Origin of the sequence: Azospirillum agricola (genome assembly GCF_020005195.1) — a bacterium.
Taxonomy (GTDB): domain Bacteria; phylum Pseudomonadota; class Alphaproteobacteria; order Azospirillales; family Azospirillaceae; genus Azospirillum; species Azospirillum agricola.
In genome coordinates this window covers 2,766,634-2,778,615 of the sequence record NZ_JAIFZR010000005.1, presented here as the reverse complement: position 1 = coordinate 2,778,615, position 11,982 = coordinate 2,766,634, and the positions used below count along the sequence as shown (strand labels likewise).

The 11,982-nt window shown below is 67.9% G+C and carries 8 protein-coding genes and 1 pseudogene; 2 read left to right on the top strand and 7 right to left on the bottom strand.

Translation table 11 applies throughout. From position 1 onward, the window contains the following. Positions 1-41: 41 nt before the first annotated feature. From JN22_RS28190 to JN22_RS28170, 4 genes are all read right to left on the bottom strand, one after another. Positions 42-1,892 (bottom strand): putative bifunctional diguanylate cyclase/phosphodiesterase, encoded by a 1,851-nt coding sequence (locus JN22_RS28190; RefSeq protein WP_282183175.1) that lies wholly within the window; start codon positions 1,890-1,892, stop codon positions 42-44. Further along, entirely contained in the window at positions 1,889-4,327 is a 2,439-nt protein-coding gene (locus JN22_RS28180; protein ID WP_085557030.1) for a diguanylate cyclase domain-containing protein, read from the bottom strand. The genes JN22_RS28190 and JN22_RS28180 overlap by 4 nt, the downstream gene beginning before the upstream one ends. 393 nt (positions 4,328-4,720) lie before the next feature. After that, on the bottom strand, positions 4,721-4,960 hold the full coding sequence (locus JN22_RS28175; RefSeq protein ID WP_085557029.1) for a hypothetical protein: 240 nt from the start codon (positions 4,958-4,960) through the stop codon (positions 4,721-4,723). 178 nt (positions 4,961-5,138) lie between these two features. Beyond that, entirely contained in the window at positions 5,139-5,591 is a 453-nt protein-coding gene (locus JN22_RS28170) for a response regulator (protein ID WP_179166246.1), read from the bottom strand. 387 nt (positions 5,592-5,978) lie between these two features. Between JN22_RS28170 and JN22_RS28165 the strand changes: the two genes are divergently transcribed. Next, positions 5,979-6,779 carry an alpha/beta fold hydrolase gene (locus tag JN22_RS28165; protein WP_085557027.1) on the top strand — a complete coding sequence of 267 codons (801 nt, stop codon included), beginning with the start codon at positions 5,979-5,981 and terminating at the stop codon, positions 6,777-6,779. Positions 6,780-6,832: 53 nt separating this feature from the next. Here JN22_RS28165 and JN22_RS28160 read toward each other — a convergent pair. The 3 genes and pseudogenes from JN22_RS28160 to JN22_RS28150 all read right to left on the bottom strand — a co-directional run bounded on the left by JN22_RS28160 (position 6,833) and on the right by JN22_RS28150 (position 10,606). Then, positions 6,833-8,103: pseudogene (locus tag JN22_RS28160) on the bottom strand (IS256 family transposase). Between the two features lie 322 nt (positions 8,104-8,425). Beyond that, positions 8,426-10,009, bottom strand: coding sequence for a glutamine-hydrolyzing GMP synthase (gene guaA, locus JN22_RS28155; protein WP_209779300.1), 1,584 nt, complete (start codon positions 10,007-10,009; stop codon positions 8,426-8,428). 36 nt (positions 10,010-10,045) lie between these two features. After that, positions 10,046-10,606 carry a GNAT family N-acetyltransferase gene (locus JN22_RS28150; RefSeq protein ID WP_085557025.1) on the bottom strand — a complete coding sequence of 187 codons (561 nt, stop codon included), beginning with the start codon at positions 10,604-10,606 and terminating at the stop codon, positions 10,046-10,048. A gap of 238 nt (positions 10,607-10,844) precedes the next feature. Between JN22_RS28150 and lptG the strand changes: the two genes are divergently transcribed. After that, entirely contained in the window at positions 10,845-11,939 is a 1,095-nt protein-coding gene (gene lptG, locus JN22_RS28145) for an LPS export ABC transporter permease LptG (RefSeq protein ID WP_085557024.1), read from the top strand. The last annotated feature ends 43 nt before the right edge of the window (positions 11,940-11,982 follow it).

The window sequence follows — 11,982 nt, the reverse complement described above, 5'->3', positions numbered from 1 at the left end:
CGGTCTGACACCGGCCCTGGCACCGGCTGCGGGAGCCCCTGTCACGCCGGTTCGCGAGCCACCGGCGAGTAACCGCCCGCGGCCAGCCAGCCCTCGAAGGCCGGTGCCGTGAGCGGGCGCGCCATCAGATAGCCCTGGCCGATGTCGCAGCCGTGGTCGCGCAGCCAGTCGTAGACCGCGACGGTTTCGATCCCCTCCGCAACGACCTGATAGCCCAGGTCGTGGGCGAGGTCGATCGTCGAGCGGACCATGATCTGGTCGCTGCGCTCGCTCGCGAGCGAGCGGATGAAACGCTGGTCGATCTTGACCACCGTCGCGGGAATGTCCTTCAGGTAGGACAGGGCGCTTTGCCCGGTGCCGAAATCGTCGATCTCCACCTCGACGCCGAGATGGCGGAGCTGGTCGAACTGCCGCCCGGCTTCGGCCCGATCCATCATCAACGCGCTTTCCGTCACCTCGAAATCGATCCAGCCCGCCTGGACGCCATGGCGGTCGAGCATGGCCGCCACGCGGGAGGCGAAGGTGGCGGAGGCAAGATCGAGCATGGAAATGTTGATCGAGATGGGCAGCCGGAGCCCGCGCCCGTGCCATCGCGCCACTTGCGACAGCACGGCCGTCATCACCCATTCGGTGAGCGGCCGCACCAGCGCGGTCCGCTCGGCCAGGGGAACGAACTCTCCGGGAGAGATGGGGCCGAGCACCGGATGGGTCCAGCGCAGCAGGGCTTCCGCCCCGACGCAGGCGTTCGTCCGCAGGTCGATCTTGGGCTGATAGAGGACGCTCAGTTGATCCTGGGCGGTGAAGGCGTCGGTCAGCCCCCTGAGAACCTGGAACGCCCGCTGGGACGCCCGGTCCTGCACCGCGTCGTAGCGGCACCAGGGCTTCTGCTCCTGCAACGACTGGTGCGTCGCGCTGGTCGCGGCCCGCAGCAGTTCCACGCTTCCAGCGCCATCGCCATCGCCGGGGCATCGGGCGCAGCCGATGCCGCCCGACGCCGCGAAGGGCACACTCTGGAACAGGAAGGGCTGACGCAGCGTGGCGGCCAGACGGCCAAGCGTGCCCTCCAGATCGGCATCCTCTCCATCCGGAAGCACGCAGGCGAAGCGGGCGGCCGACAGGTGGTAGAGCTTGGCGCGCGCCGGCAGGTTTTCGCCGATCCGCCGGGCCGCGTCGACCTCGAAGGCGTCGGCCGACACTTGCCCCAGCACGCGGGTGAGTTCGGCGTACTGGTGGGATGCGGCGGCATCGACGACGACGATCGCCGCCCGTGGCAGGGAGTGTCCGGAATCCTCCAGCCGCGCCGCATCCGCGAGGAATGCGTCGATGTCCTTCAGGAAGCGGAAACGGTTCGACAGCGCCGTGAGGGGATGCAGATATCCGACGGCCCGGCGCGCCTCGATGTGGGCCATCACCATGGCCGAGAGGTCGCGGAGCGATTCCTCCTCCGCCGGGGAGAGCGAGGGGCGGGCCTTGCGGTCGATCACGCACAAGGTGCCGAGCGCCAGCCCATCGGCCGTCCGCAGCGGCGCGCCGGCGTAGAAGCGGATGTTCGGATCGCCGGTGACCAGCGGGTTCGCCGCGAACCGCGCGTCGAGGCTGGCGTCGTGGACGACGAAGAGGCCGTCGGAGGACAGGGCGTGAGCGCAGAAGGCGAATTCGCGCGGCGTCTCCTGCGCGTCCAGCCCGATCCGGGACTTGAACCATTGCCGGTTCTCGTCGATCAGCGAGATCAGGGCGATCGGGGCGTTCAGCACCTTGGCCGCCAGCCGGGTGATCTGGTCGAAGGCCGCCTCGGGCGGAGTGTCGAGCAGTTCGAAGCGCCGAAGGGCGGCCAGACGGTCCCGCTCGTTGACCGGAACCGCGGCCGGTTGCATCGGTGGAGGAGGCGTCACGACGTCTGTGTTCCTTGCGTTCGGTTCGCGCACACCATGGCCGCTGCGTAGGCTCCGCCAGCGGGCGGGCCGGTCTCCGGCACCCGCGCCCGGCTGGCGAGGCTCCTTGCCGCCAGATCGGCGAACTGCCGCAGCCTCACCAACTGGGACTCCGCGAACGCCGGCCTGGCCTTATAATCGATGACGCACAGCGCGCCGAGCCGTTTCTTCGTCTCGGGGCAGATCAGCGGGACGCCGGCGTAGAACCGGACGCCCGGCGGTTCGGTGACGAGCGGGTTGCCGGCAAAGCGGAAATCGGCGGTCGCGTTGGGAACGACCAGGGAGTCATCCGCGCCCGCCAGGATATGGGCGCAGAAGGAGGCGGTGCGCGGCATGCCGTCGCTCGGCATGCCCGTGCGCCCGGCGAAGGTCAGGCTGTCCCGTCCGGCCAGGGTCACGAGGGCGACGGGGGTTCCGAACGCCCTGGCGGCGAGGCTCGAGATCCGGTCGAGCTCCGGATCGCCCGGCCCGGTCAGTCCGGCGTCCCGGTAACGCTCGAAGGCCACGAGGCGGGAGGCCTCATCCTCCGGAACAAGCGACGCAACGGGCGACGGCGGCACGGCCGTGGACAGCATGACCCGGTTCCGGCCTGCGTGCTTGGCGGCATAGAGCGCGCCGTCGGCCGCGGCGACGAGCGTTGCGGGCTCCAGCCTGTCGCCGTCCGGCGGTACGGTGGCGGCCACCCCGATGCTGACGGTCACGACCCCGGACGGCGGGTTGTGGGCATGCTCCAGGTCGAGGCCCTGGATGGCGGAGCGGAGCCGTTCGGCCAGCTCGACCGCGCCGGCCTCGTCGGTGTCGGGAAGGATGACGGCCATTTCCTCGCCCCCGTAACGGGCGGCGAGATCGCCGGGCCGCCGGGCCAGCCCGGCCATGGTGGCGGCGACCCGGCGCAGGCAGGCATCCCCCGCCGGATGGCCGTAGGCGTCGTTGAAGAGCTTGAAGCGATCGATGTCGATCAGGAGCAGCGACAGCGGCGCGCTGGTCCGACGCGCCCGCATCCACGCGTGGTCCAGCGCCTCGTCGAACGAGCGCCGGTTGGCAAGGCCGGTCAGGCCGTCGGTGCGCGCGGCGACGGCGAGCTCCTCCTCCAGCCGCTTGCGCTTGGAGATGTCGCGTGCGACCACGACCACGGACTCGGGGTGCCCCGTGCTCTCGCTCGCGACCGTTCGCGCCGTCGCTTCGATCCAGTCCGGCCGTCCGTCTGGGCGGGCGATGCGGTAGGCCACGGTGACCGACCGCGTGCCGCCGCGCAGCGAGGCCATGGCGTCGCGCAGGGTCGGCAGGTCGTCCGGCAGGACGCCCTCGACGATGGAGCGGCCGACCATGGTCTCCGGCCGCCGTCCAAGGACCTGCTCCGACGCCGGGGAGACGTAGCGGCACAGGCCGTCGAGGTCGATCCGCGCCACCGCGTCGCTCGAATTCTCCGCCAGCAGCCGGAAGGTCGCCTCGCTCTCCCGCGCGGTCTGTTCGGCCGCACGGCGGCGCGCCAGCTCGCCCAGCAGCGCCAGCGTCATCGCCACCGTCGCTCCCGCCAGCGCCAGGGTCGCCAACCCGACGATCACGGCCTTGCGCCACCAGGCGGCGTAGATCTCCCGGACGCTGAGGGCCACGTTGATGACGGCGGGCACGCCTTCCAGCCGCCGGTGCGAGTACAGACGTTCCTCCCCGTCGATCGCGGCGACCGCTGTGAACTGGCCGCTCGGGGACGCCATCATCTTCGGAATCGCCGGACCCTTGCTGAGGTCGCGCCCGATCTGTTCCTCGTTGAAGGGGCTCCGCATGAGCACGCAGCCATCGTCGCGCAGCAGCGTGATGGAACTGCGGGCGTCAAGCTGGATGCGTTCGAACAGCTCCTTCAGGGCCGCCACGCGGATCACCCCGAGCACGACGCCGGCGAAGCCGCCGTCGGCGCGCGACCAGCGCCGGCTGAAGCCGATGCTCAGCGCGTCCCCGGTCAACCGGCTGCGATAGGGGCGGCTGACATAGAGGCCGCTGGCAGGGGTGTCCCGGAGCGCGGTGAAGTAATCCCGGTCCCCCATGTTGTGGACCGCTTTTCCCCTATCCCCACGCGAGTCGAAAAGAACGTCGCCTTTCCCGTCGAGCAGCAGGACGGCATCGAGGTAATGAGCCGACGCGATGAGCGCCTCCAGCAGCTCCGGCTGGAAGCGCGGGCTTTGCACCATGCCTTCGGCCCGGTCCAGCATGTCGAGCGTGGTCTGGAGCGTGAGGTCGATCAGCCGGATGTCGGAGGACAGATCATGCTCGATCGCCTGCACGAGATTCCGCCCGGCCTCGCCCGCCCGCTCCCAGGCGTCCCTTCGGGAATCGTAGAGCGTCATGGCCATGAGGGCGGCGACACCGGCGGCGAGAAGCAGGCTGGGGAGGGCGGCCATCCATGCAGGGGGCTGTCGCCGTCGCAGGCGGCGGAAAGAGGCCGTCGAAATCCATCTGACCATGCCGGCTCTCTGTTCACCCTCTTGAGGACGCTACGCCGCGCCTCTCTTCCCAAACCATGAACCGGGGGGACGGGCAATTCAGGGAAACACCCGATCACGGGAGCGTCGCAAGCCCCGCGGCGGCGCCTGCCAAACCGATGCCGCCTGCCAAACGGGGTGGCCCGCAAGACGATGACGAAGGGATCCTTGACAGGCTGTCGCGCTCTGGTAATGGAACGAAGTGGGGTTTCCCATTTTTCCGATAACGTCCAAGAAGATGGTGGACGCTATCCGACAAGAGGCCGGTGTCTTCCGCGTCTATAGCCGTGCGGCGGCTCCCTGCGGCGGCGGTCAGCCTTTCAGGATCACGGCGATCATGATGGCGGCGAAGCTGATGATGGCCACGGACCCGACGATCACGCTCGCCAGCATCTGCGCCGAGATGTAGGAGCCGGCGACGGTTCCGGCGATTCGCGCCACCCCTTCGCGCCCGCTGTTCGGCGCGTTGGCTCCAGGGTGCCCGCAGGAGGGGCAGGACGGGGCCTGGGCGGAGATCATGTGGCCGCAAGCGGCGCAGGGGATCAAGGCCATTTGCTTCCTTCCCGTGTTTCCCGGCCCCGGTATCCTGGGGCCATGCCTTTCGAGGGGGCGGTTGCCCTTTCCCTGGGACATGGGGCGTGGAACGGAAAATTGCAGCCCATCCGTTTGGCGCAGCCTGACGGTGCCGGCTTTCGCCAGCCGGGCGCGGCGGTCGGCGGTCGGCGGTCCGCTACAGCACAGCCTCGCCCCGGTCGGGCTTGAGCCAGATGTTGCCCGGATCGACGTCGCAGGGCTCGTCCGTCAGCGTTTCCCTGGCGTAGCTCAGCATCCGCCGCAGGTCCATTTCCGTGAAGGGCTTCTTCAGGATATGGAGTGGGCCGGTGCGGATCGCCTGGTTCAGGGGCTCGCCCTGGAGGTTGGCCGACACGAAGATCGAGAGGATATCCCAGCGCTTGCGCAGGATGGACGCCAGCGCGATGCCGTCCGGGCCCGCGCCGAGCAGGATGTCCAGCAACGCGAAGTCCGGCCGGGCGCCGGCCTCGACCAGCGCGATGGCCTCGTCGGCGCTGCCGGCCAGCACGGTCTCGTGTCCCCAGGCTTCCAGGAGTTCGGAGGTGGTCATCCTGAGGATGGCCTCGTTCTCCACGATCAGGATCGTGAGTTTCGCTTTGCGCAACGGCACCGTGGACCTCGCGGTTTGCATGGGGCCGGGCTGGCATGCCCGCTTTCCACGCATAGGAGGTGGGAGCGGCCGAAATGGCAAGCGATAAGGGCGTGAAGACCACGGAAAAATTGTGGGATTTTCCTAAAATTCCCTCCATCGGGCAGGACCTGCCCGCCTGCGCCGCTTCGAAACGGCCAGCCCTGGGCGCTTGGGCATGCCCGTGGATCGTTTGACGAAGAAGGGGAGGGGCCTGCGGCTTGCAGGGCGCCATGGCTTTGGAAGGGCGGATGCGGGGTCCGCGCTTTCATTGGAAAAAGCCATTCGAGCCGGGTCCTCGGGGGGCGGCAACCGCTTGAACCATCGGTTTGAGCCGCAATATAACTCTCCACAATACAGGAAGGCCCCATGAAAGCGCTGCCCAACCCGCTGTTTCTTCACGATCTTCGCGTTCTTGGCTCGGGGCCGTCCACCGTCGTGCTCTCGCATGGTTTTGGGTGCAATCAAGAGGTCTGGCGCCCCATAGCCGACGCGCTTTCCTCCTCCTTCCGGGTTGTCCTGTTCGACCTGATGGGCTGCAATCCGCGCAGCGCCGCCGTCTTCAATGCGGCCACGCATCGTCGTCTCGATGCCTTCGCCACGGATCTGATCGCGCTGCTGGAGCATGCGGAATCCGGTCCCGTGACCTATGTCGGTCATTCCATGAGCGGCATGATCGGCATCCTTGCCTCCATCCGGCGGCCCGATCTTTTCCGCAAGCTCATCCTCATCGCGCCATCCCCTTGCTACATGAACATCGGTTCCTACAGGGGAGGGTTCGAGAAAAGCGACCTGGAGCAAATCTTCGACGCGGCGCGGGAGAATTACGCCGCATGGGTCAAGAAATTCGCTCCGATGGCGGTCGGGAAGACACCATCGCCCGCGTTCACCGGCGAGTTCACGAAGGGGCTGTTGGCGATGAAGCCCGACATCGCCCTGTCCATGCTGATCACGGTCTTCACGTCCGACTTCCGTGACCAGTTGCCGTTGACGACCGTACCCACCGTGGTCATCCAGTCCACCAAGGATCCGGCCGTGCCGATGAGTGTGGCCGAATTCGTGCGCGCCGAAATCCCCGTCTGCACGCTCGAACTGGCGGAAGCGGAGGGGCATCTGCCGCACCTCACCAATCCTGAACTGATCCTCGGCATCCTGAGGCGGCATCTGTGAGTGATGGGGTGGACGGGCCGCGGAGCTATGCGGGAAAGTGGGTGACGGTCTGGTCAGGCGGTGTTCTGTGAGGCGGCTTCGGTGACCTTGATGCCGTTGCGGAATGTGACGCCCTGGATCACCTTGAGCAACTGGTTTTCGCCTTTCAGGCGGCGCCAGGTTTTTGCGGCGGCGGTGATCAGCTTGAAGACCATCAGCTTGGCGGTCTCCTGCGACAACGCCCCTTTGGTCCGAACCGTCCGGTGGCGGACGGTAGCGAACACGCTTTCGATGGGGTTCGTCGTCCGAACGTGGTCCCAATGCTCGGCGGGGAAGTCGTAGAAGGTGAGCAGTGTCTCGCAGTCCTTGGTCAAGCATTCGACCGCCTTGGCGTGCTTGGCCGCGTACTTCCTTTCGAACGTTGCCAGGGCGGCTTGCGCCGTCTCCCGATCCGGGGCCATCCAGATCTCGCGCAGGTCCTGCTTCAGCGCGGGCTGGACGGACTTGGCCACCTTGTTCAGCACGTTGACCGTTTTGTGTTGCCAGCACCGCTGGTGCCGGGTGGAGGGGAAGACTCCCTCCAGCGCCTTCCAAAAGCCGAGCGCTCCATCGGCGATGGCGAGTTCGGGGGCGGTGGTCAGGGCCGCGGGCCTGGACGTCGACCAGCAGCTCACGCCAGCTCTGCGCGCTCTCGCGCATGCCGACCTGGAAGCCGACCAGTTCCTTCTTGCCTTCCGGGGTGGCGCCGATGATCACCAGCATGCACTCGGCGGTCGGCTCCATGCGAGCCTACAGGTAAACACCGTCGGCCCAGATGTAGACATAGCGGCGCTCCGACAGGTCGCGCTTTTGCCAGCGCGCGTAGTCGGCCGCCCACTCCTCCTTCAGCCGGCCGATCACCGAGGGGGACAGGTTCGGTGCCTCCTTGCCGAGCAAGGTCCCGAGCGCCTCCTGGAAGTCGCCGGTGGAAACGCCGCGCAAAGAGAGGATGGGCAACAACGCATCCAGGCTCTTGGTCCGGCGTGCCCAGCGCGGCAGCAGGGCCGAGGTGAAGCGAATGTGTGCGCTGGTTTCCTCGGCGCCACGGTCGCGCATCTTGACCCGGCGCACCGGAACCGACCCGATGCCGGTCTGAATCGCCCGCTCGGGGCCGTGCCCGTGCCGGACCACCCGGGCGCGGCCGTCCGCCAGCTTCAGCTCTTTCATCGATGCCAGAAAGGCGTCCACCATCCGCCTCGATGGCCTGTTCCAGCAACCGGCGGGCACCAGCGCGTAGGATGGCCCTCAGCGGATCGTCGATCTCCTCCGGCTGACGCAACGGGACAACCTTGCTATTCTCGTCCATGGCGTATCGCTCCCTCATGGAGGTTCGGGCTGGCTCGTCACCCGCCTCGATACGCCGTCTGCCTCAGACCGTCATCACCCAGTTTCCTGCATAGCTCTGCTCGGCTTTCAGCTTGCCGCGCGCTTTGCTCCAGTTGTTCTAGGCTGGAGCAACCCCGCCCATTAAAGCGGCTTTACATTATCCTGAAAGCGCGCGCAGATCGACCCTGCGAGACGGAAATGGAAAAAACCAGCTCAATGGGAGCAAGGAACGGACGAGAACGGCGATTGAGCGGCGGCGAAAACCGCGGCCGAAACTACGGTGTTGCCGCCGCTTGTGCCCCTCACTCCCACTCGATGGTGCCGGGCGGCTTGCTGGTGATGTCGTAGACCACCCGGTTGACGCCGCGGACCTCGTTGACGATGCGGTTCGACACCCGCGCCAGGAACTCGTGCGGGAACTGGTACCAGTCGGCCGTCATGCCATCGGTCGAGGTCACCGCGCGCAGCGCCAGCACATGGTCGTAGGTGCGGCCGTCGCCCATCACGCCCACCGTGCGCACCGGCAGCAGCACCGCGAAGGCCTGCCAGATGGCGTCGTACAGGCCGGCGTTGCGGATCTCCTCCAGATAGACCGTGTCGGCCTTGCGCAGGATCTCAAGCTTCTCCGGGGTGATGTCGCCGGGGATGCGGATCGCCAGCCCCGGACCGGGGAAGGGGTGGCGGCCGATGAAGGCGGCCGGCAGGCCAAGCTCGCGGCCGAGCGCCCGGACCTCGTCCTTGAACAGCTCGCGCAGCGGCTCGACCAGCTTCAGCTTCATCCGCTCCGGCAGGCCGCCGACGTTGTGGTGCGACTTGATCGTCACCGACGGGCCGCCGGTGAAGGAGACGCTCTCGATCACGTCGGGGTAGAGGGTGCCCTGGGCCAGGAACTCGGCGCCGCCGATCTTGTGGCTCTCCTCGTCGAAGACCTCGATGAACAGGCCGCCGATGATCTTGCGCTTCTGCTCCGGGTCGGTGACGCCGGCCAGCTTGCCGAGGAACAGGTCCGACGCCTCGCGGTGGACCAGCGGGATGTTGTAGTGGTCGCGGAACAGGGTGACGACCTCGTCCGCCTCGCCGGCGCGCATCAGGCCGGTGTCCACGAAGATGCAGGTGAGCTGGTCGCCGATCGCCTCGTGGATCAGCACCGCCGCCACCGAGGAATCGACGCCGCCCGACAGGCCGCAGATCACCTTGCCCGTGCCGACCTGGGCGCGGATCTTCTCGATGGCCTGCTGCTTGAAGGCGGCCATCGTCCAGTCGCCCTTGATCCCGGCGACGCCGTGGACGAAGTTCGCCAGAAGCTGCGCGCCGTGCGGGGTGTGGACGACCTCCGGGTGGAACTGAACGCCGTAGAAATGACGGGTGTCGTCGGCGATGACGGCGAAGGGCGCGCCGTCGCTGACCGCCACCGCGCGGAAACCGGGGGGAATCGCCGTGACGCGGTCGCCGTGGCTCATCCACACCTGCTCGCGCGAGCCCAATTCCCACAGCCCGTCGAACAGGGCGCAGGGCTCCTTGATCTCGATGAAGGCGCGGCCGAACTCGCGATGGTCGGAACCGGAGACGGCGCCGCCGAGCTGGTGGCACATGGTCTGCTGGCCATAGCAGATGCCCAGCACCGGCACGCCGAGGTCGAACACCGCCTGCGGGGCGCGAGGGCCGTTCTCCTCGGTGACGGAGGCCGGGCTGCCGGACAGAATCACCGCCTTGGGCGCGTAGGCGCGGATGCGCTCCTCGCTCATGCCGAAGGGGTGAATCTCGCAGTAGACGCCGCTCTCGCGCACGCGGCGCGCGATCAGCTGGGTCACCTGCGACCCGAAATCGAGAATGAGGACGCGCTCGTTGGAGAGGGCGTGAGCGGCGGTAACGGAAGCGGTCGACATCGTCGAATCCTGATGCGGGGGACTCAAGTCCCGTGTCTACCCCACCTCCGGTCCCGCCGACAAGCGTGCAAGCGGGGCCAGGTCGCGCCAGCCATAGGCGATCTCCACCAGCGGCGCTCCGGCGAAGCGGATCGGCCGTTCGGCGACGCGCACGCCGCCCAGCCGTTCGTAGAACCAGCGGGAGGGGTTGTCGCGCAGGCACCAGACGAAGGCGGAGCGCAGCCCGGCGGCCAGAAGCCGTTCGGCCATCGCGGCCATCAGCCGGCGGCCGATCCCCAGACCCTTCGCCTCCTCCAGCAGGTAGAGCGCGTAGAACTCGCCGTCATAGCCGTCGATCGCGCCCCGCCGCGTGCCGAAGGCGGCGATGCCCACGACGGCGCCGGCCGCATCGACGGCGACGAGGGCGCTCTGGCCGGAGCCCTGCGTCTCGACCACCGACCGCCAGCGGGCCGCCGAGGCCGGTTCCGACAGGCCGACCAGGAAGGAGTCCGGGATCAGGCCGGGGTAGGTGGAGCGCCAGCTCTGCACATGGACGCGGGCCATGCCCGGCGCGTCGGCGGCGCGCGCCTTGCGGATTGCGACTGTCGGGTTCGTCATCGACCGTCCCTCCACCGGAAACCACCCGACACGCAGTGTGAAGGACGGAACGGGGAAGTCCAGTCGGAAAACGGGCAGGAGGGGAAGGGGCCGGGCGGCAGGCGGCCGCGACCGGAGGAAAGGGCCGGAGGAAAGCGCCGGGGAGCGCCGAGGTTGTCATCCCGGCGCAACGGCGGTACAGAAGCCCGGACAAGCCGCGACGGGCCCCGGCCCCGGACGGTTCCGGAGACCGGATCGCATGTATTCCTCGCCCACGCTCTCCCGCTACATCGGCCGCCAGTTCATCCTGTGGTTCTGCCTGCTGATGGTGATCCTGCTGTCGATCGTGCTGCTGCTCGACGTCGTCGAGCTGCTGCGCCGCGCGGGCACCAAGCCGAACGTCACCTTCGGCCTCGTCGTGCAGATGGCTCTGCTGAAGCTGCCGGAGATCGGCCAGCAGATCTTCCCCTTCGTCATCCTGTTCGCCGGCATGTTCACCTTCTGGCGCCTGACCCGCAGCGCCGAGCTGGTGGTCGCCCGCGCGGTCGGCGTCTCGGCCTGGCAGTTCCTGATGCCGGTGCTGATCGCCGCCGCCGCCATCGGGGTGGTCAAGGTGACGGTGATCAACCCGGTCGGGGCCGTCTTCATCGCCAAGTACGACCAGCTTCAGGACCGCTACCTGAAGATGAAGTCCAACACGCTGAACATCTCGCGCTCCGGCCTGTGGCTGCGGCAGAGCAGCGAGAAGGAGCAGTTCTTCATCCATGCGGAGCTGGTCAACCCGGTGACGTTCGAGATGACGAACGTGATCGTCTTCCTGTTCGATGCCGACCAGAACTACCTGGGACGGGTCGATGCGCCGGGCGCCATCCTGAAGGACAAACGGTGGGAGCTGCATGACGCCGTGCTGAACCGGGCCAAGAAGGATCCGGAGACGCTGGCGACCTACACCATCCCGACCGAGATGGACATGGCGACCATCGAGGAGAGCTTCGCCCCGCCCGAGACCATCTCCTTCTGGGATCTGCCGCGTTTCATCCACACGCTGGAGACCACCGGATTCCCGGCGGTGCGGCACCGGCTGCATTACCAGTCGCTGCTGTCGCAGCCCTTCCTGTTCCTGGCGATGGTCCTGTTCGCCGCCGCCTTCTCGCTGCGGCTGCCCCGGCGCGGCGGCACCATGGCGATGGTCACCGGCGGGGTGCTGACCGGCTTCGTCCTGTTCGTCACCACCGACGTGGTGCGGACCTTCGGCATGTCGGAGACCATTCCGATCCTGATGGCGGCCTGGAGCCCGGCGGGCATCAGCCTGCTGCTGGGCACGGCGGCCCTGCTGCATCTCGAGGACGGCTGACGCCCCGCCTCCCGGCGTCCCCGGGGGCGCCCCCGGAGGCGTC

Coding starts and splice junctions, on each gene's coding strand:
- JN22_RS28175 (WP_085557029.1), bottom strand. CDS start 4,960: ATGGCCTTGATCCCCTGCGCCGCTTGCGGCCACATGATCTCCGCCCAG.
- JN22_RS28165 (WP_085557027.1), top strand. CDS start 5,979: ATGAAAGCGCTGCCCAACCCGCTGTTTCTTCACGATCTTCGCGTTCTT.
- lptG (WP_085557024.1), top strand. CDS start 10,845: ATGTATTCCTCGCCCACGCTCTCCCGCTACATCGGCCGCCAGTTCATC.
- JN22_RS28150 (WP_085557025.1), bottom strand. CDS start 10,606: ATGACGAACCCGACAGTCGCAATCCGCAAGGCGCGCGCCGCCGACGCG.
- guaA (WP_209779300.1), bottom strand. CDS start 10,009: ATGTCGACCGCTTCCGTTACCGCCGCTCACGCCCTCTCCAACGAGCGC.
- JN22_RS28180 (WP_085557030.1), bottom strand. CDS start 4,327: ATGGCCGCCCTCCCCAGCCTGCTTCTCGCCGCCGGTGTCGCCGCCCTC.